21 protein-coding genes are annotated in these 23,193 nt (G+C 75.7%); 17 read left to right on the top strand and 4 right to left on the bottom strand.

The window, feature by feature from the left end:
* Positions 1-17: 17 nt before the first annotated feature.
* The 5 genes from M0638_RS15360 (at position 18) to M0638_RS15340 (ending at position 5,443) form a co-directional block, all read left to right on the top strand.
* Positions 18-578 carry a prolyl-tRNA synthetase associated domain-containing protein gene (locus M0638_RS15360; RefSeq protein WP_248667877.1) on the top strand — a complete coding sequence of 187 codons (561 nt, stop codon included), beginning with the start codon at positions 18-20 and terminating at the stop codon, positions 576-578.
* A 185-nt stretch (positions 579-763) separates the two neighbouring features.
* Positions 764-1,735: a tetratricopeptide repeat protein gene (locus M0638_RS15355; protein ID WP_248667876.1), complete on the top strand. Its 972-nt coding sequence runs from the start codon at positions 764-766 to the stop codon at positions 1,733-1,735.
* 46 nt (positions 1,736-1,781) lie between these two features.
* A complete protein-coding gene (locus M0638_RS15350) occupies positions 1,782-2,492 on the top strand; it encodes an LON peptidase substrate-binding domain-containing protein (protein ID WP_248667875.1) in 711 nt (236 codons plus the stop codon).
* A gap of 233 nt (positions 2,493-2,725) precedes the next feature.
* The gene (gene mdlC / locus M0638_RS15345; RefSeq protein ID WP_248667874.1) at positions 2,726-4,309 is read left to right on the top strand and encodes a benzoylformate decarboxylase; all 1,584 of its coding nucleotides are present in this window, start codon (positions 2,726-2,728) and stop codon (positions 4,307-4,309) included.
* A gap of 39 nt (positions 4,310-4,348) precedes the next feature.
* On the top strand, positions 4,349-5,443 hold the full coding sequence (locus M0638_RS15340; protein ID WP_248667873.1) for a Bug family tripartite tricarboxylate transporter substrate binding protein: 1,095 nt from the start codon (positions 4,349-4,351) through the stop codon (positions 5,441-5,443).
* Positions 5,444-5,696: 253 nt separating this feature from the next.
* Here the strand turns inward: M0638_RS15340 and M0638_RS15335 are convergent, their stop codons facing one another.
* The 4 genes from M0638_RS15335 to M0638_RS15320 all read right to left on the bottom strand — a co-directional run bounded on the left by M0638_RS15335 (position 5,697) and on the right by M0638_RS15320 (position 11,130).
* A complete protein-coding gene (locus M0638_RS15335; RefSeq protein ID WP_248667872.1) occupies positions 5,697-6,470 on the bottom strand; it encodes a heme ABC transporter ATP-binding protein in 774 nt (257 codons plus the stop codon).
* Positions 6,467-7,597: a FecCD family ABC transporter permease gene (locus M0638_RS15330; protein WP_248667871.1), complete on the bottom strand. Its 1,131-nt coding sequence runs from the start codon at positions 7,595-7,597 to the stop codon at positions 6,467-6,469. Before M0638_RS15330 ends, M0638_RS15335 begins: the two co-directional genes overlap by 4 nt.
* The gene (locus tag M0638_RS15325; RefSeq protein ID WP_248667870.1) at positions 7,582-8,523 is read right to left on the bottom strand and encodes a heme/hemin ABC transporter substrate-binding protein; all 942 of its coding nucleotides are present in this window, start codon (positions 8,521-8,523) and stop codon (positions 7,582-7,584) included. The genes M0638_RS15330 and M0638_RS15325 overlap by 16 nt, the downstream gene beginning before the upstream one ends.
* A 348-nt stretch (positions 8,524-8,871) precedes the next feature.
* Positions 8,872-11,130, bottom strand: coding sequence for a TonB-dependent hemoglobin/transferrin/lactoferrin family receptor (locus M0638_RS15320; RefSeq protein WP_248667869.1), 2,259 nt, complete (start codon positions 11,128-11,130; stop codon positions 8,872-8,874).
* A 407-nt stretch (positions 11,131-11,537) separates the two neighbouring features.
* Here M0638_RS15320 and M0638_RS15315 point away from each other — a divergent pair, with 407 nt between their 5' ends.
* From M0638_RS15315 to M0638_RS15260, 12 genes are all read left to right on the top strand, one after another.
* Positions 11,538-12,077 (top strand): prepilin peptidase, encoded by a 540-nt coding sequence (locus M0638_RS15315; protein ID WP_248667868.1) that lies wholly within the window; start codon positions 11,538-11,540, stop codon positions 12,075-12,077.
* Positions 12,074-12,913 carry a Flp pilus assembly protein CpaB gene (gene cpaB, locus M0638_RS15310; RefSeq protein ID WP_248667867.1) on the top strand — a complete coding sequence of 280 codons (840 nt, stop codon included), beginning with the start codon at positions 12,074-12,076 and terminating at the stop codon, positions 12,911-12,913. Before M0638_RS15315 ends, cpaB begins: the two co-directional genes overlap by 4 nt.
* Positions 12,910-14,706, top strand: a complete 1,797-nt coding sequence (locus M0638_RS15305; protein WP_248667866.1) for a type II and III secretion system protein family protein — start codon at positions 12,910-12,912, stop codon at positions 14,704-14,706. Before cpaB ends, M0638_RS15305 begins: the two co-directional genes overlap by 4 nt.
* 2 nt (positions 14,707-14,708) lie before the next feature.
* Positions 14,709-15,038: a CpaD family pilus assembly protein gene (locus M0638_RS15300; RefSeq protein WP_248667865.1), complete on the top strand. Its 330-nt coding sequence runs from the start codon at positions 14,709-14,711 to the stop codon at positions 15,036-15,038.
* Complete coding sequence (locus M0638_RS15295) at positions 15,028-16,248, top strand: AAA family ATPase (RefSeq protein WP_248667864.1); 1,221 nt, start codon at positions 15,028-15,030, stop codon at positions 16,246-16,248. The genes M0638_RS15300 and M0638_RS15295 overlap by 11 nt, the downstream gene beginning before the upstream one ends.
* Positions 16,245-17,663, top strand: coding sequence for a CpaF family protein (locus M0638_RS15290; RefSeq protein ID WP_248667863.1), 1,419 nt, complete (start codon positions 16,245-16,247; stop codon positions 17,661-17,663). The genes M0638_RS15295 and M0638_RS15290 overlap by 4 nt, the downstream gene beginning before the upstream one ends.
* Positions 17,660-18,610, top strand: coding sequence for a type II secretion system F family protein (locus tag M0638_RS15285; RefSeq protein WP_248667862.1), 951 nt, complete (start codon positions 17,660-17,662; stop codon positions 18,608-18,610). Before M0638_RS15290 ends, M0638_RS15285 begins: the two co-directional genes overlap by 4 nt.
* A 25-nt stretch (positions 18,611-18,635) precedes the next feature.
* Complete coding sequence (locus M0638_RS29120; RefSeq protein ID WP_248667861.1) at positions 18,636-19,550, top strand: type II secretion system F family protein; 915 nt, start codon at positions 18,636-18,638, stop codon at positions 19,548-19,550.
* A gap of 14 nt (positions 19,551-19,564) precedes the next feature.
* Positions 19,565-20,131 (top strand): tetratricopeptide repeat protein, encoded by a 567-nt coding sequence (locus tag M0638_RS15275; protein WP_248667860.1) that lies wholly within the window; start codon positions 19,565-19,567, stop codon positions 20,129-20,131.
* On the top strand, positions 20,128-20,616 hold the full coding sequence (locus tag M0638_RS15270) for a TadE/TadG family type IV pilus assembly protein (protein ID WP_248667859.1): 489 nt from the start codon (positions 20,128-20,130) through the stop codon (positions 20,614-20,616). Before M0638_RS15275 ends, M0638_RS15270 begins: the two co-directional genes overlap by 4 nt.
* A gap of 184 nt (positions 20,617-20,800) precedes the next feature.
* Positions 20,801-21,376 (top strand): TadE/TadG family type IV pilus assembly protein, encoded by a 576-nt coding sequence (locus tag M0638_RS15265; RefSeq protein WP_248667858.1) that lies wholly within the window; start codon positions 20,801-20,803, stop codon positions 21,374-21,376.
* On the top strand, positions 21,373-22,932 hold the full coding sequence (locus tag M0638_RS15260) for a Tad domain-containing protein (RefSeq protein WP_248667857.1): 1,560 nt from the start codon (positions 21,373-21,375) through the stop codon (positions 22,930-22,932). The genes M0638_RS15265 and M0638_RS15260 overlap by 4 nt, the downstream gene beginning before the upstream one ends.
* Positions 22,933-23,193 lie beyond the last annotated feature (261 nt).

The raw sequence follows: 23,193 nt of genomic DNA, 5'->3' as shown, positions 1-23,193 counted from the left end.
CATCGGGGGCGCGGCTGATGCCGCCGCCCTTCGAGACGCCGGCCGGACTGCTGGCGCGCCTCGCCGCGCTCGGCATCGAGGCGGAGACGGTGGAGCATCCGCCACTGTTCACGGTGGCCGAGAGCAAGGCGCTGCGCGGCGGCCTGCCCGGGCTGCACGCCAAGTCCCTGTTCCTGGAGCCGCGCGCCGGGCCGCGCGTGCTGGCGGTGCTGGAGGAGGACCGGCGCGTCTCGATCAACGCGCTCGGGCGGCTGCTCGGGGTGGGAAGGCTCGGCTTCGCCACGCCCGGGACGCTGCTGGCCGAGCTGGGGGTGGCGCCCGGCTCGGTGACGCCCTTCGCCCTGGTGAACGCCGCGCCGGGGACGGTGCGGGTGGTGCTGGACCGGGTGCTGGCCGAGGCGGCGGCCGGGGTGCGTCTGAATTTCCACCCGCTGGTCAACACCGCCACCACGGCGATCCGGCCGGGCGACCTGCTGCGCTTCCTGCGGCATCTGGGGCACGAGCCGGCGGTGATCGACCCGCCGGCGCCCGCACCAGCGGGGGAAGGGAAGGGGGCGGACCGGGGCGGCGCGGCCTGAGGCGGGGCGCCCGGGGGGGCGGCCCGGATTCGCCGGCCCAGCTCCGCCGGCCCGGATCCGCCGGCCCGGACCCGCCAGCCCGGACCCGCCGGCCTGGGCGTCCGGCGCGGCGCCGCCGCCTCCCGGCTTGTCTCGCCGCACCCGACCGCGCATCTATCGGCGCAAGCGACGAGGATACAGCCGTCATGAACACCATCTTCGACCCGAACAGCCCCGCCGCGTCCGGGGGCGCCCCGCCCGGCACCCCGCCCGGTGCTCCCCCGGCCGCCGACATCATCAAGGATGTCGACCAGAAGACCTTCATGCAGGACGTGGTGCAGGCCAGCCGCGAGGTGCCGGTGCTCGTCGACTTCTGGGCGACCTGGTGCGGCCCCTGCAAGCAGCTCACGCCCACGCTGGAGAAGGTGGTCACCGCCGCCGGCGGGCGGGTGAGGCTGGCCAAGATCGACATCGACAAGAACCGGGCGCTGGTGCAGCAGCTCGCCCAGCTCGGCCTGCCGCTGCAGTCCGTGCCGACGGTCGCTGCCTTCTGGCAGGGCCAGATCGCCGACCTGTTCCAGGGCGCGCTGCCGGAAGGCGAGGTGAAGAAGTTCGTCGAGGCGCTGCTCAAGCTCGCCGGCGGGCAGATGCCGGCGGCGGACCTGCTGGCCGAGGCCAAGGCGGCGGCCGAGGAGGGCGACCATCGCGGCGCGCTGGAGCTGTACGCGGCGCTGGCCCAGGCCGAGCCCGAGAACGCCGAGGCGCTGGCCGGCCTGGCCCGCTCGCTGCTGGAGCTGGGCGAGGAGGAGCAGGCGCGGCAGGTGCTGGAGGGCGTGCCGGCGGCGCTGAAGTCCAACGCCGCCATCGCCGGGGTGCGCTCGGCGCTGGAGCTGGCCGAGGCTGGCCGCAAGGCGCGCGAGGGTCTGGCCGGCTTCGAGCGGCGGCTCGCCGCCGACCCGGACGACCACGAGGCGCGCATCGAGCTGGCCGTGGCGCTGAACGCCGCCGGCGAGCGCGAGCAGGCGGCGGAGGCGCTGCTGGAGGCGATCAGGCGGGACCGCGCCTGGAACGAGGAGGCGGCGCGCAAGCAGCTCCTCCAGTTCTTCGAGGCGTGGGGCTTCGCCGACCCGGCGACCCAGGCGGCGCGGCGCAAGCTGTCCGCGCTGCTCTTCCGCTAGCCCGTTTCAGGGCCACGTTCGTCCTCCCACAGCAAGGCGTCCGGCCATGCCGGCCTTCCAGCCGCGTTTCGAGGACCTGCCGACGGAGATCGCGGTGTTCCCGCTGCCGGGGGCCCTGCTGCTGCCGCAGGGCCGCCTGCCGCTGAACATCTTCGAGCCCCGCTACCTGGCGATGACGCAGGACAGCCTGGCGCGGGGGCGGATGTTCGGGATGATCCAGCCCGATCCCGCCGCCGCCCCGGCGGCGACCGGGCCGGGGCTGTACCGGACGGGCTGCCTCGGCCGGCTCTCCTCCTTCGCCGAGACCGAGGACGGGCGGCTGCTGATCACCCTGACCGGGGTGATCCGCTACGAGGTGACGTCGGAGCTGCCGCTGCACCCCGGCGGCTACCGGCGGGTGCGGGCCGACTACGGCGCCTTCGCGGCCGACCTGGCGCCGATCGCGGGGCGGGGGGGCGGCCAGGGGATCGGCCAAGGGATCGATCAGGGGATGGACCAGGGGATCGACCGGCCGGCGCTGCTGGCGTCGCTGCGGCCCTATTTCCGGGCCCGCCGGATCGAGGCGAACTGGGAGGCGGTGGAGCAGACGCCGGACGCGATGCTGGCCACCACCCTGGCGATGATCTGCCCCTTCACGGTGGCGGAGAAGCAGGCGCTGCTGGAGGCGCCGACCCTGGCCGACCGCGCCGCCACGCTGACCGCGCTGCTGCGCATGGGGGCGCATGGCGAGCCGTCCGGGGGCGGCCGGGCAAGCTGAACGTGAACGGCCGGCGCCGCGGCCCGGTCTGCCGCCGGGGGCGGGCCGGCTGTAGCCTGCGTGGGCGTGCGGGACCGGTCCCGCCCCGGGGGTGACGGCGCCGGGCGGGCCGCCGCGCGTCGCCGGGCCCCGGGGGACCGGACCGCGGCGGGAAAACCAGGGAGGAAGCGATGTCCGGCCAGGACGCGGGCGCCGGCGGGGGGCACCCCGGGTGCCACCCCGGGCGACATACGGTGCGCGAGGCCACGCTGGCGCTGCTGCGCGACCTCGGCATGACCACCGTGTTCGGCAATCCCGGCTCCACCGAACTCGGCTTCCTCGACCGCTGGCCGGCGGATTTCCGCTACGTGCTCGGGTTGCAGGAGGCGGGCGTGGTGGGCATGGCCGATGGTCATGCCCGCGCCACCGGGCGTTGCGCCTTCGTCAACCTCCACTCGGCGGCGGGCGTCGGGCACGCGCTGGGCAACCTGTTCACCGCCTTCCGCAACGCCGTGCCCCTGGTGGTGACGGCCGGGCAGCAGAGCCGCTCGCTGCTGCCGAACCTGCCCTTCCTCGGCGCCACCGACGCGGCGCAGTTCCCGCGCCCCTACGTCAAGTTCAGCATCGAGCCGGCTCGCGCCGAGGACGTGCCGGCGGCGATCGCCAAGGCGTACCGGATCGCCATGCAGCGGCCGCGCGGCCCGGCCTTCGTCTCCATCCCCGCCGACGACTGGTCCGCGCCCTGCCGCCCCGTGCCGGCGCGCGGCTGGTTCCCGGACGTGGCGCCCGACCCGGCGGCGCTGGCCGAGGCGGCGCGCGCCATCGCCGCCGCGCGCCGCCCCGTGCTGGTGGCCGGGCCGGAGGCGGACGCGGAAGGCGCCGGCCCCGCGCTGGAGCGGCTGGCGGAGCGGATCGGCGCGCCGGTCTGGACCAGCCCCTTCTCCTGCCGCCTGTCCTTCCCCGAGGACCATCCGCTCTTCGCCGGGCACCTGCACGCGGCGCCGCAGCAGGTCTCGGACACGCTGGCCGGGCACGACCTGGTGCTGGTGGTGGGCGCGCCGGTCTTCACCTTCCACGTGCCGGGCGAGTGCGCCCTGTTCCGCAGCGGCGTCCCGATCATCCAGCTGACGACGGACGCGGAGGCCGCCGCCGGCGCCCCGGCCGGCGCCGCGATCCTGGGCTCGCTGCGTCTCGGCCTGCCGGCGCTCGCCGCGCTGCTGCCGGAAGGCGGCGCCCGGCCCGCGCCGCGCCCGCGGCCGGAGCGGGCGCCGCCCGAGGCGTCCAGCCCCCTCACCGCGCCCTACGCGCTGCACCGGCTGCGCGCCGCCATGCCGCCGGGCGCCATCCTGGTGGAGGAGGCGCCCTCGCACCGGCCGGCGATGCACGCGCAATTGCCGATCCGCGACTGGGGCGGCTTCCACACCATGGCGAGCGGCGGGCTCGGCTACGGCCTGCCGGCGGCGGTGGGGGTGGCGCTGGGCAGCCCGGGCCGGCGCGTGGTGTGCCTGATCGGCGACGGCTCCTTCATGTACTCGCCGCAGGCGCTGTGGACCGCGGTGCGGGAGCGGCTGCCGCTGGCCGTGGTGGTGCTGAACAACGCGGGCTACGGCGCCATGCGCTCCTTCTCGCGCGTGCTGCAGGTGCGCGACGTGCCGGGGATCGACCTGCCCGGCCTCGACTTCGTCGCCATGGCGCGCGGCATGGGCTGCCCGGGGCACGCCGTCGCCACGCCCGGGGCGCTGGAGGCCGCGCTGGCGGCGGCGATGGCGTCGGACGGCCCGATGCTGGTGGAGGTCGCCGTCGACGGTGCCGTCGCCACGCTCTACGAGCGGCCGTGACGCGGCCGGCGACGGGACCCGAAGGGGGAGGAGGACGGAATGAGTGTCATCCGGTGGTGGCGCCGGGCCACGCGCCGCGCCCTGCTGGGCGCCGTGCCCATCCTGCTGTCGGCGCGCGGCCTCGGCGCGCAGGGCGGTGTCGGCCCGGAGGGGGGTGGTAGCCAGGGCGGTGGGAGCCAGGGCAACGGGGGCCAGGGCGGCGCCCGGGGGAGCGGCCCGGGGGAGCGGCCGGGCGGCTACCCGTCCCGTCCCGTCCGCCTCGTCGTTCCCTTCCCGCCGGGCGGGTTGGTGGACACGCTGGCGCGCGCCGTCTCGCAGTCCCTGGCCGGCCGGCTCGGCCAGCCCTTCGTGGTGGACAACCGCGCCGGCGCGGGCGGCAACCTCGGTGCCGACCTCGTCGCGAAGTCGGCGCCGGACGGCTACACGCTGCTGGTCTCCTCGATGGGGCCGCTGGCGGTCAACCAGTTCATCTACGCCGCCATGCCCTACGACACCGACACGGCCTTCGCGCCCGTCACCCTGCTCGCCACCACGCCCAAGGTGCTCTGCGTCGCCAACGCCCGGCCCTGGCACGACGTGCGGGCGCTGGTGGCGGCGGCGAAGGCGCGGCCGGGCGGCCTCACCGCCGGTTCGGCGGGGGCGGGCAGCAGCCTGCACCTCGCGCTGGAGCTGTTCGAGGGCGCCACCGGCACGGAGATCCAGCACGTGCCGTACCGCGGCGCCGCGCCGGCGCTCACCGACCTCGTCGCCGGCAACATCGACATGGTGATCGACAACGTGCCCAACATCCTCGCCCACATACGCGGCCACGCGGTGCGGCCCCTGGCGGTCGCCACCGAGCGGCGCCTGCCGCAGCTTCCCGACGTGCCGACCATGGCCGAGGCGGGCGTGCCGGGCTTCGTGTTCGGCACCTCCTTCGGCCTGGCCGCGCCCGCCGGCACGCCGGCGCCGGTCGTCGCCACGCTGGCGGCGGCGGTGGCGGCGGCGCTGCGCGACCCGGCGGTCGGCGGCCGGCTGGAGGAGCAGGGCACCCTCCTGGGCGGCCAGGGGCCGGAGGCCTTCGCCGCGCTGATCGCCGCGGAGAAGCGGACGCTGGCACCGGTCATCCGCCGCGCCGGCATCCGGGCGGAGTAGAGCGGATCGCCGGCGGGCGGACACGCCCGGCGGCGTGAATCCGCGCCAAGAACAACGAGCGACAGCGAACCGCAGTCCCAACCGGACTGCGGTTCGCTGTAGCCGGCCGCCGCGCCGGCGGGTCCGACGCGGCGGGTCCCCAGGGGCGGGTCCCCAGGGGTAGGTCCAGGGGCAGGTCCAGGGGGAGGACACAGGGGCGGGAGAAGCGGCGGAAGGGCGGCGCGGGCCGGGCCCGCACGCCGCGGCTGCGCCCTCAGCCGGCGAGGTCGGGCAGCAGGCCGCCTTCGACCGGGCGGAAGGCGATGCCGTACACCTCCCGCAGCACCTCCCGCCGCAGCACCGCCGCCGCCGGCCCCGACGCGACCAGCCGGCCCTCGGCCAGGATTCCCACCCGGTCGGCGACGAAGGCCGCCTCGTTCAGGTCGTGCAGCACGAGGATCACCGCCAGCCCGTCGCGCGCCAGGCCGCGCGCGGCGCGCAGCAGCAGGCCGCGGTGGCGCGGATCGAGGCTGGCGGTCGGCTCGTCCATCAGCAGCAGGGCGCCTTCCGCCGCGCCGTGCAGCTGCGCCAGGGCGCGCGCGAACTGCACGCGTTGGCGCTCGCCGCCGGACAGGGTCGCGTAGGTCCGCGCCGCCAGGGCCGCGACGCCCGCCCGCTCCATGGCCTCGCCCACGGCGGCCCGGTCCAGCGCCATGCCGGGCGTGCCGCGCCAGGGCAGCCGGCCCAGCGCCACCACCTCGCGCGCCGGGAGCGGGAAGGCGAGGCTCACCTGCTGCTCCATCACCGCGCGCGCCCGCGCCAGGGCGGGCGGCGGCCAGCCGGCGAGCGGCCGGCCGCGCAGCAGCACGCGGCCGCGCGACGGGCGCAGCTCGCCGGACAGGGCGCGCAGCAGCGTGGACTTGCCGGCGCCGTTGGGGCCGATCAGGGCCAGCACCTCGCCGGCCCGCGCCGCCAGGTCGACCGACCGCAGCAGCGGCGCGGCGCCGCGCACGGGCGAATCGACCCCCAGCGCCTCGGCCGCGATCACGCGAGGCCGGCCCGCCGCCGCAGCAGCCACAGGAAGAACGGCGCGCCGAGCAGGGCCGTCACCACGCCCACCGGCAGCTCGGCCGGGGCGGCGAGCCAGCGCGCGGCGAGGTCGGCCAGCACCAGCAGCGACGCGCCGAGCAGCATCGAGCCCGGCAGCACCAGCCGGTTGTCGGCGCCGAAGGCGAGCCGCACGAGGTGCGGCACGACGAGGCCGACGAAGCCCACCAGCCCGGCCGCGGCGACGCCGGCCGCCACCGTCACCGCCGAGAGCACCACCGCCACGCGCTTGAGGCGCTCCACGTCCACGCCGAGATGGAAGGCGCCGCTCTCGCCCAGCACCAGCGCGTTGAGCGGCCGCGCCAGCGGCAGCAGCAGCAGCGCCGGCAGCAGCACCAGGGCCAGCGCCACCGGCACCTGCGGCCAGCGCGCCCCGGCCAGCGAGCCGAGCGTCCAGAAGGTGATGTCGCGCGCCTGCCGCTCGTCGGCCATGAAGATCAGCAGCCCGGTCAGCGCGCCGCACAGCGCGTTCAGCGCGACCCCCGAGAGCAGCAGCAGCGGCACGCTGGTCACCCCCGCCCGCGTGCCGAGCCGCGACAGGGCGAAGGTGATGGCGAGGCCGCCCGCGAAGGCCGCCACCGGCAGCAGCCAGAGGCCGAGCGCCCCGGCCTGCGGCCCGAACAGGCCCCCGAACAGACCATGGCCGAACACGATCGCGGCGACGGCGGCCAGCGCCGCGCCGGCCGAGATGCCGAGCAGGGCGGGATCGGCGAGCGGGTTGCGGAACAGCCCCTGCATCACCGTGCCCGCCGCTGCCAGCCCGGCGCCCAGCATGGCGGCGAGCAGCACGCGCGGGGCGCGGATCACGCCCAGCACCGCCGCGTCGCGGGCATGCTCGGCCGGCAGCGGCGCGAGGCCGGCCGCGTCGAGCAGCGTCGCCAGCAGGCCGCGCGCGGTGACCGCGGCCGGGCCGAGCAGCAGCCCGGCCAGCATGGCGGCGGCGAGCAGCAGCCCGCCGAGCGCCAGCACCCGGGTGGCGGAGGGGGGCGCGCCGGCGGTCCGGTCCGGGCCGGGGGCGGGCGCCGGCGCGGCGGCGCCCCCCGCCGCCGGCCTCACGCCGCCGTCCACGGACGCTCCGGCAGCGGCGGCAGGGCGGCGTCCGGGTGCAGCAGCGCCGCGAGCGCCCGTCGGCCATGGGCGGCGCGCGGGCCGAAGCCGAGCATCAGCCCGCCATCCAGCGCGACCACCCGGCCGGCGCGCGCGGCCGGGGTCACCGCCAGGGCCGGCGTGGCGAACACGGCGGCGGCGCCGCCGGCCTCCTGCAGGGCGAAATCCATCATCAGGATCACGTCCGGCGCCAGGGTCGCCGCCGACTCGGCCGAGAGCGGCCGGTAGCCGCGCCAGCCGCGCACCGGGTTGACGCCGCCCGCCGCGGCGATGGCGGCGTCGGCATGGGTGCCCTCGCCCGAGACCAGCGGCGCGCCGCGCGCGAGGGAGAGCACGAACAGCACCCGGGGGCGGGCGCGCAACCCGGCGAGCGGCGCGTCCAGCATCGCCCAGTCCGCCGCCACCTGGCGCGCCACCGGCTCGGCGTCGCGCCCCAGCGCCGCGCCGACGCCGCGCAGCTTCGCCTCGGCGGCGCCGGGGCCGGCGCCGTCGGGCAGGGTGCGCATCGGCAGGCCGGTGGCGCGCAGCACCGCCACCGCCTCGGCCGGGCCGGCCTCCTCCGAGAGGATCACGAGGTCGGGCGAGAGGCTGGCGATCCCCTCCGGCGGCAGGGCGCGCATGTAGCCGATGTCTGGCAGCGCCAGGGCGGCGGCGGGGAAGCGCGAGGAGCTGTCGCGCGCCACGAGGTGCGGCCCCTCGCCGAGGGCGAAGACGCATTCGGTCAGCGCGGCGCCGATGCAGACGACCCGGCCGGCCGCGGCGCGGGCGGGGCGCGTCGCCCAGGGGAGGGGGGGCCAGGGGAGGGGGGGCCAGGGGAGGGCCGTCCAGGCGGCGGCCGCCGCCGGCAGGCCGCGGCGGCCGATCCCGTGCGGGCGTTGGCCGGTCATGCGCACGGCATGGTCCGTTGCGGATCGCGGTGGCGTTCGGCTGGGGCGATCACGTTGCCTTCCTGTGGTCGGGGTGTCCTGTGGCCGGGAAGTCCGGGCCGCGCCGCCCGACGGAGTGGCGGAGGGCGCGACCGGGCGGGAGAGCACGGGCGGGAGGGCGGAAGCCGGCGCCGGGGCGCTGCTCCGACGGTCGTGTGGCGCCGGCGGCGGGGCGGCTGTCGCCCGACTGTATCAGGCGCCGCCGGCCGCCGCCGCCCTCCATCGACGGGTCCCGCCGGCGCCGGTGCGGCGGGACGGCGGCGCCCCGGCACCGCGCGACGGGTCCCGATGCCGCGCCGGCCCGCCGGCTCAGAAGCGCAGCGTCACGTTCACCGCCGCGTAGCGCCCGGGCTGGGCGTAGAGGTCGCGGTTCGCGCTGGTGGCGGCGAGGCCGACCACGTCGGGGGTGGCGAAGTAGCGGGCGTTGAACACGTTGAAGAGCCCCGCGTTGATGGTGAAGCTGCTGCCGAGGTCGTAGTGCATGGCGAGGTCGAGCACCGCGTAGGCGGGCGCCTTGAACTCGGTGGTGGTGGCGGTGCGGCGGTTGCGCAGCGCGCCGGTCAGGTTCGCCTCGGCGCCGAGGCCGAAGCCGCTCTGCCAGGCGACGCCGAGCACGCCGCGCAGCGGGTCCACGCCGGCGAGTGGCCGGTGCGTGTCGAGGTTCTCGCCCACCGCGAGCGCCGCCGCGGCGCGCAGGCGCCATTGCGGGGAGATCCGGTACTCGCCGCGCGCCTCGCCGCCGTAGATCTCGGCGTTGCGGACGTTGCCGTACTGGAACACCGTCAGCCCGGCCGGGGTGGTGCCCAGGGTCTGCGTCTCGATGAAGTCGGAATAGCGGTTGTAGAAGCCGGTGAGCTGGAAGGAGGAGCCGTCGTCGAAGCGGCCGCGCAGGCCGCCCTCGAAGGAGTTCACGTATTCCGGGTTGAGGTTGCCGTTCGGCAGGATGGTGTAGAACTGCTGGAAGTTGGTGAAGCCGAAATTCGCCGTGTCGTAGGGCGGGGCGCGGAAGCCGCGCGCGTACTGGCCGTAGAGCGAGTAGGTCTCGTCCAGCCGGTAGGTCACGCCGAATTTCGGCGAGGCGGCGAAGGCGTCGAAATTGCGCACGGCGGCGGCGGTGCCGGTCTGCGCCGAGCGCAGGAAGTCGGCGTCCGGGCGGGTGTTGAGCGCGTAGTAGTCGAGGCGGATCGCCGGCAGGAAGGAGAGGCGGCCGACGCTGAACTCGTCCTGCAGGTAGACGCCGGTCTGGTAGGTGGTGGTGTCGGGGAAGTTCTTGTTCGGGAAGGTCTCGCCCGCGACGGTCGCGTTGAACACGCCGGTGACGAGGTTCTGCTCGTAGCGGTCGCGCGGGCGGGAGGTGTCGATCCGCTCCACGGTGGCGCCGTAGACGAGCCGGTTCTCGACGCCGAACAGGCTGAAGTGCGAGCGGAATTGCAGGTCGGTGCCCAGGATGTCCTGGTCCTGGCTGGTGTCGGTCCAGCGCAGCCGGTTCGGGATCAGCGGCGTGCCGGCGCCGACGTAGCGGAGCTGGCTGGTCAGCTCCTGCCGGTCGAGGTGCGACCAGTAGAAGTGCAGGTCGGTCCGGTCCACGAACAGGAACGGCTCGGTGTGGCTGTAGTCGAGCTGGATGCGCCCGCGCGTGGTCTCGTCGTCGCCGCGGCTGGAGAGCACCGTGGTGCGCGCGGCGCCGCTGCCGCTGGAGACGAGGTCGGTGCGGATGTCGGTGCTGACCTGGCGCGTCAGCAGCTCGCCGGTCAGGCGCAGCGTGTCGGCGGGCGTCATGCGCCAGACCGTGCGCGCGAGGAAGGAATTGGTCCGGTAGTCCTGCGGGTTGGGCGAGAGGCGGCCGTTCGGGTCCAGCGCGTGCCCGTCGCGGCGCGTGTAGAGCAGCATCGCGTCCACGTCGCCCTGGCGCGCGGCGCCGAGGACGCTCTCCGTGAAGGAGCGGTCGGCGCCCGAGTAGCCGGCGCGCAGCGAGGCGTGGAGGTTGCGGCCGGTGGCGGCGTCGAGGTAGTCGCCCGGGTCCCTGGTGATGTAGTTCACCACGCCGCCGATCGCGTCCGAGCCGTACAGCGCCGAGGCCGGGCCGCGCACGATCTCGATCCGTCGCACCGTCTCCAGATCGACGAAGTCGCGGGTGAAGGTGCCGGCGCCGATGTTGCTCTCGGGGAAGTCGGGCAGCCGGACGCCGTCGATCAGCACCCGCACGCGGTTGTCGCCGATGCCGCGGATGTTGAAGTTGCCGCCGCCCGCGCGCAGCGGGCTGTTGGAGAAGGAGACGCCGGGCTCGTAGCGCACCGCGTCCTGCGGCCGGACCGCGTTCTGGCGCTCGAGCTGCTCGGCGTCGATCACCGTGACCGTAGCCGGCACGTCGGCGATCGGCTGCGGGATGCGGGTGGCGGTGGTGGTCACCGCGTCCAGGGCGGTGGCGGGCCCCGCCGCCTCGGACGGCGCGGTGCCGGCCGGCGGCGCGCCCTGCGCGCGCGCGGCCGGCGGGGCGGCCAGCGGCGTGGCCAGCAGCAGGGCCGCCAGCGGCGTGGCCAGCGCGCGTCGGGTGTCGTGGTAGGGCATGCCGGGATCAAGCCTCCGCGGGACGAGTGGGCCGGACCGGTGCGCCGGCGATGGGGATGGCCGGCCGGGGCCGTGCGACGGTCGGTCGGCGGCGGGGCACGGTCCTGCCGGGAGCGCGGCCTGCCGCGGCTACGGCCGTGCCCGCCGGGCGAAGGCGGCCCGCCGGACGGGGCGCCGCCGGCTGGCGGGGTTCAGGCACCTGGGGCGATCGGCTGCGTGGGCGGGTTCATTCGGGGCGGCACCGTGCGGGGAGATTACGCGCCGTTTATCGATTATGATAATCAGTCGCAACTGATTTGTGCGCGTGGTGGTTCCGACGTCCTTTCGCCCCGGCCCTGCGGGGCGGGGAAGGGCGCACGGCAGCCTGGCTTCACGAATTCAAAAGACCTCATCTGCATAGTCGGGGAATGCTCGCAGGCATTCCCGTGCTGGCCACCCTCGTCTCGGTGCCGCTGCTCGTCGCGGCGGCGCTGAACGATCTCGCCACCCGCCTTCTGCCGGATCGCGCCGCGCTGCTGCTCGCGCTGCTCGGCGGCGCCGCGCGGGCGGCGGAGGGGCCGGTGCCGTTCCTCTGGTCCCTGCCCGCGCCGGCCCTGGTGCTGGGCGCGGGCGTGCTGTTCTGGTGGCGCGGCTGGATCGGCGGCGGCGACGTGAAGCTGCTGCCGGCCGCGACGCTGCTGGTGCCCACCGCCGAGGTGCCGGCGCTGCTGCTGGCGATCGCGTCCGCGGGCGGCGGGATGGCGCTGCTCTACCTGCTCCTCGCCCGCTGCCTTCAGGGCGAGCCGCCGCCGCTGGCGGGGCGGGGCGCCTCGCTCGCCCGGCGGCTGCGCGCCGTGGAGCGGCGCCGCCTGCGGCGCGGCGGACCGCTGCCCTACGGCGTCGCCATCGCGGCCGGCACCATCGCCTGCGCCCTGTCGCACCTGGTTCCCGGAGGTGGCAAGCCATGATGGCGCGCGCGCTGATCATCGGACTCGTCCTCGTCAGCGGCCTCGGCGTGGCGGCGGTCATGCTGACGCCCGAGCCGCCGGCGGCGGCCATGGCCGAGGCGCCGCCCGCCAGGGTCGCGGTGCTGGTCGCGGCGAATCCCGTCCAGGGCGGCACGCTGCTGCGGATCGAGGATGTCGGCGCCCGCGAGGTCGCGCCGGGCGAGCTGCCCGAGGACGCGATCCGCGACACCCAGGCCGCGCGGCTGGAGGTGGCGGGCGCCATGGTCCGCCGCTCCCTGCCGGCGGGGGACCTGCTGCGGGCGGGCGCGCTGCTGCGGCCGGGCGATCACGGCTTCCTCGCCGCAGTGCTCGCCCCGGGGGCGCGCGCCGTGACCGTCGGCGTGGACGCCGTGTCCGGCACCGCCGGCCTGATCTGGCCGGGGGACCGGGTGGACGTGATCCTGACCCAGACCCTGGACGAGGGCGAGCAGCCACCCGGCCGCCGAGTCCTCGGCGAGCGGGTGCTGAACGCGGTGCGGGTGATCGCCGTGGACCGCTCGCTGGTGCAGGGCGCCCAGCCCGGCGGCCTCGCCGATCCGCTGCGCGAGGGCAACCGGACCGTGACGCTGGAGGTCTCGGCCGAGCAGGCCACCCGCGTCGCGGTGGCCGCGCGCCTCGGCCGCCTGTCCCTGTCCGTGCGCGCCGCCGGCACGCCGGCCGGCCCCGCCGAGGCGATGCCGATGCGCGTCTGGGGCGGCGATGTCAGCCCCGGCCTGATGGCCGGGCGGAGCGGCGGCGGCAGCGCGGTGCGCGTGTTCAAGGGCCCCCAGAACGTCGAGGAGATACGCTTCCGATGAGCAGCAACCAGCCGCGGCGGGAAGCCGAGGGCGCCGGGTGGCGCCCGGCCTCCGGGCGGGCCGCGCTCCTCGCGGCGGCCCTGCTCCACGGTGCGGCGCCGGCCCTGGCGCAGTCCACCGTCATCGCCGTGGCGCCTGCCGCGCCCGGCGGCGGGTGGCCGGCGCCCTGGGGCACCGCCCTGCCGCCCGTCGGCGGCGGCGCGCTGTCATTCGGCGCCGCCTTCCCCGCGCCGTTCGCCGGCGGCGCGACGCAGCTGCCGCCGGGCGTCCTGATGCTGTCCCCCGGCGCCACGCAGGCGCCGGCCGCCCCGCCGCAGGCCCCGATCGCGGCGCCGACCACCATGGCGGCCCTCGGGACGCTGGCGGGGGCGGCGCCCGGCGCGGTGCCGAGCACGGTTCCGCTGAGCGCCCCGCTGCCGTCGGCCGCGCCCGTCCAGCGCCCCGCCGTGCGGGCCGCGGGATACGTCACCTCGCTGGTGCTGGAGGCCGGCCGCGGCCGGCTGGTCACGCTGCCCGGCGCCGCCGCCTCGCTCTTCGCCGCCGACCCGCGCGTGGCGGAACTGCGGCCGGCCAGCCCCTCCACCGTGTTCCTGTTCGGCGTCGCCAGCGGCCGCACCACCCTGGCCGCGATCGACGAGAGCGGCCGCCCGCTGGCGCAGTGGGAGGTGACGGTGCGTCCCTCCGGCGCGGCGCTGGCCGAGGCGCAATCCGCCCTGCGCGGCGCCTTCTCCGGCGGCGGGCTGCAGGTGACGATGGGCGGCAACGGCGTGGTGCTGACCGGCAACGTGGCCAGCCCGGCCGAGGCGGAACGCGCCGTGGCGCTGCTGCGCACCCGCCTCGCCGACGACCGGGTGGTGATCGACAACCGGCTCAACCTGACCGGCACCGCGCAGGTGAACCTGCGCGTGCGCATCGCCGAGGTCAGCCGCGAGGTGACGCGGCAGCTCGGCATCAACTGGACCGCGCTCGGCAGCGTCGGCCGCATCGGCACCGCCGGCATCCTCGGCGGCGCGGGGCCCGCCGGCCTCGCCGTGGCGACCGCCAATTCGCTGTTCGAGAGCACCAGCCCGTCCGACCGCTTCGGCTTCGGCATCCGCACCGGCTCCGAGCAGTTCCGCGACATCAACGCGGTGATCGACGCGCTGGCGCGCGACAACCTCATCACCATCCTCGCCGAGCCGAACCTGACCGCCAACACCGGCGAGGCGGCCTCCTTCCTGGCGGGGGGCGAGTTCCCGATCCCGGTCAGCCAGCGCGACAACCAGATCGCCATCCAGTTCAAGCAGTTCGGCGTCTCGCTTGCCTTCGTGCCGACGGTGCTGGGGGAGGGGCGCATCTCGCTGCGCGTGCGGCCCGAGGTGAGCGAGCTGTCGGACACCAACTCGGTCCGGCTGCTCGGCGGCAACGGCAACGCCGTCAGCGTGCCCGGGCTGAACGTGCGTCGGGCGGAGACCACGGTCGAGCTCGGCAGCGGCCAGTCCTTCGCCGTGGCCGGGCTGCTGCAGGACAGCTCGCGCCACAATGGCCGCGCCACGCCCTGGATCGGCGAGGTGCCGGTGCTCGGCGCGCTGTTCCGCTCCGACCGCTACCAGCGCAACGAGACCGAGCTGGTGATCATCGTGACGCCCTATCTCGTCCGGCCCGTGGGCGGGCCGGACGCGCTCGCCGCGCCGACCGACGGCTACGTCCCGCCGAGCGACGTCGAGCGCATCCTGCTGCTGCGCCAGATCGGCCGCGGCGGGCAGCCGCCGCGCGGCCGGCTGCCGGGCAATGTCGGCTTCGTGCTGGACTGACCATGATGCGCTCCTCCCGCCATGCGGCCACGCGCCGCCTCCTGCCACTGCTGACGCCACTCTCCCTGGCGCTGCTCGTCGCCGCCTGCGAGGGGCCGGCGGACCCGTTCCACGCCGAGGGCCGCTGGCGCCCCGCCGGGGCCAACGAGGCCAACCTGCGCGCCATGGTGGCCGATCCGGCCGACCTCGTGCGCGGCCGTTCCGACCCCCGCGGCGACGCCCAGACGGCGACGGCGGCGGTGTCGCGCCTGCGGCGGGACCAGGTGCGGGCGCTGCCGAACACCACCGCCTCCACCATCGGGATCGACGGAGGCGGCGCCGGTGGCCGCTGAGGGAAGCTCGTCGGCACAGGGCAGCACGGGCGGGCGGGAGCGCCCTTCGCTGCTCGTCTTCGTCGACGACGCCGACAGCGAGGCAGCGCTGCGCGAGGTGCTGCTCGACAAGGCGGACGAGGGGGCGGAGGTGCGCCGCGGCAACATCCAGGCGGCGGCGAAGGCGCTGCGACGCGGCGCGACCCCGCGCGCGCTGGTGGTGGACGTCTCCGGCCTGTCGCAGCCGCTCTCCGCGCTCGAGGAGCTGGCGCAGGTGGTCGAGCCGGACGTGCGCGTCCTCGCGATCGGCGACCGGACCGATGCCGCCTTCTACCGGCAGGTGACGCGCGGCATGGGCGTGCTGGAGTACCTGCACAAGCCGCTCGGGCGCGATATCGTCGCGCGGCACTTCATGCCCCTGCTGCAGGGCGGCGCGGAGCCCGGCAACGCCTATCTGCGCGGCGGCCGCGTGATCGTGCTGGCCGGGGTGCGCGGCGGTGCCGGCGCCACCACCGTGGCAGGCAACCTGGCCTGGTACCTGGCCGAGAAGGGCCGTGGCCACACCGTGCTGCTCGACTGCGACCTGCAGGCGGGGGGCGCTGCGCTGCTGCTGGGCGCGCGCACCAGCAGCGGCCTGCGCGTCGCGCTCGAGCATCCGGACCGGGTGGACGAGCTGTTCGTCGAACGCACGGCGCAGCCGGTGAACGAGCGGCTCTGCGTGCTGGCCGGCGAGGAGAAGGTGGCCGAGGCGGCGGCCGCCGTGCCCGGGGCATTGGCGCGCCTGGTCGCGATGCTGCGCCGGCGCTTCAATTTCGTGGTGGTGGACCTGCCGGCGCGATCCGGCGCGCTGACCGGCGAGATGCTGGATCTCGCGCACCAGCGCGTGCTGATCTCCGACGCCACCCTGGCCGGCACGCGCGAGCTGCTGCGCTTCGCGGCGCTGCCGAACGCGCCGCAGCAGGCCGGCCGGCCCGTGCTGGTGGTGAACCGCTTCGGCCAGCCCGGCACGCTCGGCCGCGGGCATCTGCGCCAGGCGCTGGGCGAGGAGCCGGGCCAGCTCATTCCCTGGCTGCCCCGGCAGGTCTCTCCCGCGGCCGATCTCGGCGAGCCGGCCGCCGCCCGGCGCGGCGGCTTCCGCGACGCGATCGCGCGCCTCGCGCACGAGACCGCCTCGATCGGCGAGTCCCGGTCGGCGGGGGGCGGCGGCCTTCTCTCGCGGCTGTTCCGATGAAAGTCTTCCAGGGGCCCGGCTTCGGCCGCAAGCGAACCGAGCATCCGGCTCCTGCCCCGGACGTCCAGGGCCCGTCAACGGCGGCGCCGGAGCGTGCCCCGGAGGAGCCGCCCCGGGCTCCGGCACCCGCCCCGCCGCCGCCAGCGGCGCGGCCCCCGGCGCGCCAGGAGCTGCGGGCCGCCTGCCTGGCGCGCATCGATCCCGCCTCCGTCGCCTCGCTGCCGCCCGACGCGCTGATGGCCGAGGTGGAGCGGCTGATCGCCGAGATCGCCGATGCGCAGCGCATCGGCCTCTCCGGCCGCGAGCAGCGCGGGCTCGCCACCGAGCTGGTGGACGACATGCTCGGCCTCGGCCCGCTCGCGCCGCTGCTGGAGGACGAGTCGATCACCGACATCATGGTGAACGGCCCCCACCGGGTCTTCGTCGAGCAGCGTGGCCGGGTGTCGCTCTCCTCGGCGCGCTTCCGGGACAACGCGCATCTCGGGGGCATCGCCCAGCGCATCGCGGCGGCGGTGGGGCGGCGCATCGACGAATCCTCGCCCATGGTCGATGCCCGCCTCGCCGACGGCTCGCGCGTCAACATCGTCTTCCCGCCGCTGGCGCTGAACGGCCCCTGCCTGTCGATCCGCAAGTTCGCCAAGGGCCGGATAGGCTTCGAGCAGATGGTCGCCGGCGGTTCCGTCACGCCCGCCATGGCGCGGGTGCTGGAGATCGCCGCGCGCTGCCGGCTCAACGTCATCGTCTCCGGCGGCACCGGCTCGGGCAAGACCACCCTGCTCAACGCGCTGTCGCGGCTGATCGACCACGGCGAGCGCATCGTCACCGTCGAGGACGCGGCGGAGCTGCAGCTTCAGCAGCCGCACGTGGTGCGGCTGGAGACGCGCCCGGCCAACCTGGAAGGCAGGGGCGAGATCACGCAGCGCGACCTCATCCGCAACGCGCTGCGCATGCGGCCGGACCGGATCATCCTCGGCGAGTGCCGCGGCGCGGAAGCCTTCGACATGCTCCAGGCCATGAACACCGGCCACGACGGCTCGATGTCGACGATTCACGCGAACAACACGCGCGACGCGGTGACGCGCGTCGAGAACATGGTCCTGATGGGGCAGGCCAACCTGCCGCCGCGCGCCATCCGCACGCAGATCACCTCGGCGGTCGACCTGATCGTGCAGGTCGAGCGCATGCGCGACGGCGTGCGCCGGGTGACGCAGGTCACCGAGGTGCAGGGGCTGGAGGGCGAGGTCGTGGTCCTGCACGACATCTTCCAGTGGAGCTACGAGGGCGAGGCGCTGGACGGCCGGCTGCGCGGCAGCTACCGCGTCAGCCGGGCCCGCCCGGCCTTCGCGCCGCGCCTCGCCTATTTCGAGATGGAGCGCGCCTGGGCCGCGGCGCTGGAGCCGGGGGCGGAGCCGTGAAGGGCCTGCTGCTCCTGTCGCTCGCGGTGCTGACGATCTCCCTGACGGTGCTGGCGGTGATGCAGTACCGCTCGCGCGGCCGCCGCCTGCGGTCGCGCCTGGCCGGGATGACGCGGCCGCAGGCGCGCCTCCGGCCGCCGGGCGAGGCGGGCTGGCAACGCCCGGTGGCCGGGCTGCTGCCGGCGGCGCTCGTGCGCGCTCTGCCGGCCGCCTTCGGCTACGCCCCGGAGCGTGCCGACCAGTACCCCGCGCCGCCGGCCGCCATCATCGCCCTGGCCCTGCTTCCCGCGCTCCTGGGGGCGCTCTACGCCGCCTCGCTTCTCGGCGGCTGGGCCAGGCTGCTGGCCCTGCCGCTCTGGCTCCTGCTGGCCCGCTTCGCCTTCGGCAAGCTGCATGCGCGCCGCGCCCGCCGTCTCTACCGGCAACTGCCCGACACGCTGGCCATGGTGGTGCGCGCCGTGCGTGCCGGCATTCCCGTGGTCGAGGCGCTGCGCACCGTCGGGCGCGAGGTGGCGGATCCGACCGGCGCCGAGTTCCGCCGCCTGTCGAGCCAGATCTCCATCGGCATCACGCTGGAGGCGGCGCTGCGCGGGCTGGCCCTCCGCTCGGGCCTGTCCGAGTACGCCTTCTTCGCCGTGGCGTTGACCTTGCAGAACGCGGCGGGCGGCAACCTGACCGAGACGCTCGACAACCTCGCCGACGTGGTGCGCAAGCGCGTCGCCATGCGTCAGCGCGGCCTGGCCATGGCGAGCCAGGCCCAGGCCAGCGCCTACATCCTGACGGCGGTGCCGCTGGTGACGATCGGGGCGCTGCTGCTGCTCAACCCTTCCTATATCCTCTTGCTGTTCGAGGATCCGCGCGGCAACACCATCGTCGCCCTGGCGCTGGCCTCGCTCGGCTGCGGCCTCGGCGCGATGCGCTTCATGATCAACCGGAGCCTGTCGTGAGCGGCGTGCCGCGGGCGGGCCGGCGGTGAGCCGCGCCGCGCTGCTGCCCTGGCTGCTCGCGCTGCTGCTGGGCGCCCTCGCCCTGGCGGCACTGGTGCTGCCCCGTTTGCATCGCGACGCGGTGCTGGTCAGGCGCCTACGGCTGGTGGGTGGGGTCGCTGCCGGCCGCCACGGCGGCAGGCTGCTGCCGGGGCTGCTGCGCCGTATCGGCGAGCTGGTGCTGCGCAGCGGCGCCGTGAACATCGCCACCGCCGCCGAGCTGCAGCGTACCGTCGCCGCGGCAGGCTTCCGCGGCACGGCGCCGGTGGCGGTGTTCGTGGGTGCCAAGGCGGCGCTGCTTCTTCTCATGCCCCTGCTGGCCTGGGCCGCGACCCAGGGCGCCACCGCCAGCCGCCAGGCGGTCATGCTCGCGCTCGCTGCCGGCGTCGGCCTGCTCGCGCCCGATCTGGTCCTGCGCTCGGTGCGGACGCGCCATCGCAAGGCGGTCGCGAAGGGGCTGCCCGACGCGCTGGACCTGCTGGTGATCTGCGCCGAGGCCGGCCTGCCGCTGGAAGCGGCGGTGGAGCGCGTCGCCGGCGAGATGGAGCAGGCCTCGCCGGCCATCGCCGCCGAGCTGTCGCTGACGGCGATCGAGCTGCGCATCCTGTCGGATCGCCGTACCGCGCTGGTGAACATGGGCGAGCGCACCGGGCTGGAGGCGCTGCGCCGGCTGGGCGGGACGCTGGCGCAGACGCTGCAGTACGGCACGCCGCTCTCCCAGGCGCTGCGCGTCCTTGCCGCCGAACTGCGGCACGAGGCGCTGATGGTCTTCGAGGCACGGGCGGCGCGGCTGCCCGCGCTGCTCACCCTGCCCACCATCATCTTCATCCTGCCCTGCCTTTTCCTCGTGGTCGGCGGTCCCGCGATGCTGCGGGTGCTGGACCTGTTCGGCCGCCCCTGAAACCGGAGCCCGCCATGCGACGCCGTCTCCTCCCCCTCGCCACCGTGCTGCCCCTCACGCTGGCGGCCTGCGCGGGGCAGCATCCCGGCGGCGCGGCGGCCGGAGCGCCGGCCGCCGGCTACCCGGCCGCCGCGCCCGCCGATGCGCGCCAGGCCGGCCGTGCGGCGCTGCTCGGCGGCGATGCCGTGAACGCCGAAGCCGCGCTGCGCCGCGCCGTGCAGCGGTCGCCGGGCGACCCCGCCACGCATTCGCTGCTCGGCGTCGCACTCGACATGCAGGGGCGGCATGCGGAGGCGCAGGCCAGCTACCGCGAGGCCCTGGCACTCGATTCCACCCATGCCGGCGCGCGCAACAACCTGGCCCTGTCCCTGACCCTGTCCGGCCATGGGCGCGAGGCCGTCTCGGTGCTGGAGCCGCTTGCCGGCGGCGCCGATGCGGGCGGCCGCACCCGGCACAACCTGGCCCTCGCCTACGCGGCGGCGGGCGATTCCACGCGCGCGGCGAGGCTGATGGCGCCGGAGCTGGGCGGCGGCGCCAGGGGTGCCGTCAACGCCTGGCGGCTGGCGCTGGCCAGCCAGTGATACGGTGGGGCCTGCGTCGCGGCGGCGCGCTGGCCGAGTTCGGCCTGGTGGCGCCGATCCTGCTGATGCTGCTCCTCGGCCTGATCGAGGGGGGCTGGCAGATGCTCACGGCCGTGGCGCTCGACTTCGGCGCGCGGCAGGCGAGCCGCTTCGGGGCGCTCGGCACTGCGAGCCCGGACTGGCTGCCCGGCCCGGCACCGGCCTCGCGAGAGGCCGCGTTGCGCCAGATCGTGCTGTACTACGGGCAGGGCGTGCTCGATCCGGCCCGGCTGACGGTTTCCCTGGCTGCCTATGCCGATGCCGGCGCGCTGCGCACCGGCACCGGCGCGGTCACGGGCAGCGCGGGCGGGGCCGCCGCCATGGTGACGTACCAGTTCGACTACACGCAGCCCGCCTTCATCCTGGCGCCGCTCTCGCGGAGCCTCTGGGGACGCTCCTTCTTCGTGCACCGGGCGCATACGGTGGTTCGCAATGAGCCTTTCTAGGGCCCTGTCATGCCGGGCCGGCACGGGCGACGCTGCGGACGGCAGGCAGGGCAGGGGGAAGGCCGCCTGCCCGGCGTGGCCCGGCGGGTGGTGGAGCGGGCGGATCGCGGCGGGCTGGCGGCGCGGTGCCCGCCATGCGTTCCGTCGCGTGGCGCGGGCGGGGGAATACGTGTCGGCGGGCGCCGTGCCGCGGCGTCGAGGCGGTCGACGTGGCGTCTCGGCGATCGAGTTCGCGCTCCTGCTGCCGGTCCTGCTGGTCCTGACGCTGGCGACGATCGACTTCGTCTGGCTGCTGCGCGACGCGCTGCGGATCGAGCGCGTCGCCAGCGAGGTCTGCAACATCGTCACGCAGTACCAGCGCCTGCGTGTCGGCAACGGGCAGAACGATCTCGACGACATCTTCGGCGTGGCGGCAAGGATCGGCGATCCGCTGGCGGTCACCGGCTCCGGCGGCGTCGTGATCGTCACCGGCCTGGCGAATTCGGGCTCGGGCACGACGGTGCTGTGGCAGCAGTCGCGCGGCCTGTCCGGCTACGCCAGCACCTTCGGGACGGTGGGGGGGCGGGCGAGCTTCCGTGCCGGCATTCCCGATCCGGGCCTCGCCGCGGGCCAGGGCGCGGTGGTGGTGGAGGTGTTCCTGCGCCGCCAGCCCTGGGTGCTGCCCCTGGCGCGCGACTGGCTGCCGCGCACCTTCGTCGAGATCTGGAGCTTCTCGCTCCAGCGGCCGCGCCTCGTCGGCATCCTGCAGGTGACGACATGAGGCCGCTGTGGCGCCTGCGCCGGCTTCCCGCCTGCCGTCGCGGCGGGGTGGCGGCGATCGTCGCGGCGGCCGCGGTGCCGCTGATGCTCATGGTCGGCCTCGCGACCGATCTTGCCCGGCTCTACCTCCTTCAGTCGCGCCTCGTCGCCGCCACGGATGTCGCCGCCCTGGCGGGGGCGCGCGCCATCTTCGATCCCGACCGCGATACCCAGGTGCGGAACTGGTTCTGGGCCAACTTCACCCGCGATCCGGCGAGCGCCAACCGCGGCTATCTGGGCGCCGTCGTGGCGCCCGCCGATTTCGTGATCTCGACCGATTCCGACAACAAGGTGCTGCGTGTCCGCGCCCGGGCGACCCTGCCCACGGGCTTCATGCGCCTGGCGGGCATCCAGACCATGACGGCCGCCGCCGACCAGTCCGCCCAGCGCCAGGACCGCGGCATGGAACTGGCGATGGTGCTCGACGTCACCGGATCGATGTCGGATTCCGCCGGCTCCGGCCAGGGCAGCAAGATCGCCGCGTTGCGCAACGCCGCCACCGAGCTGATCAACACGCTGTTCGGGAACAATGCCAGCCTGCCCAACCTCTGGGTGTCGCTGGTGCCCTATACCACCACGGTGAACATCGGTCGCTCCCATGCCGGCTGGCTCGCCTCGGGCTCCTATCGCGCGGCGGATTTCTCGCCCACCGTCTGGCGCGGCTGCGTCGAGGCGCGTTCGGGCGGCGAGGACATGACCGACACGCCGCCGACGACCGCGCCGTTCCGGCCGTTCCTGTGGACCTCCACGCGGAACCGCTACGCGCCCTGGGTCGGCGACAACGAATGGCCGACCACGAGCGGCACCGTCACCGAGGCCAACCCGGAATCGCCCAAGAGCGACTCGCAGCAGCATCCCAACGAAGGCGTCTACGAGGTGGGCCCCAACGTGGGGTGCGAGCGGGCGTTGACCGCCATGGCGCAGGCCAAGGCGACCCTGCTCGCCGAGATCGCGGCCCTGCGTGCCGGCCCCGACCGTGGCGGCACCATCACCAACCAGGGCCTGCAATGGGGCTGGGCAACCCTGTCGCCACGCTGGAACGGCCTCTGGGGCGTGCCGAACATGCCGTTGCCCTACAATACCCTCAACATGGACAAGGTGCTGATCCTGTTGACCGACGGGATCAACGACCTGGCCGACTGGAGCGGCGGCGCGCCGGGGTCCTGCACCGTCTCGGGATGCAGCGGCGCGCGCCCGGCGACCGCGACCAATCCCGACAGCGACTACACCGCGTACGGGCGGATGTCCGAGAACCGGCTGCGGGTCGGGACGGTCAGCAAGAGCAGCTACCTCGCCGAGTTCAACCGCCGGACCTCGGTCCTCTGCGAGAGCATCAAGGCCGCCGGAATCCGCGTCTACACGATCACCTTCGCCCTGACCAACGCCACCACCCAGAACATGTTCCGCAACTGCGCCAGCCGGCCGGACTACTACTTCAACAGCCCCGACGCGGCGGCGCTCCAGGCCGCGTTCCGGGAGATCGCCCAGCAGCTCGCCAATCTGCGGCTGGTGCGGTGAACGTCGCCCGGGGCGCCACGGTCCGGGTGCCGGCCTTCCCGCGAAGGCGTGCCGTTGCCGGATGGGGCGGCGGGACCGCCCGACCGGCCCTGCGGCAGGACGGCTCTAGGAGGGCTTCACCGCCGCGATCCTTGCGCGGGGGCCATGGCAGTGCCGCGACGGGTCGGCGGACGTCGCCATGGGTACCGCACGGCTGCCGGCCGATCCCCTGAACGGCTCCGCCCTCGCATCGAACACCGTGCCCCGCGATCCGAGCGGATC

Origin of the sequence: Roseomonas acroporae, from assembly GCF_023223525.1 — a bacterium.
In the GTDB taxonomy this organism is placed as follows: Bacteria; Pseudomonadota; Alphaproteobacteria; order Acetobacterales; family Acetobacteraceae; genus Roseomonas_E; species Roseomonas_E acroporae.
The sequence above is the reverse complement of the archived record's forward strand: the minus strand, read 5'-3'. Positions and strand labels throughout refer to the sequence as shown.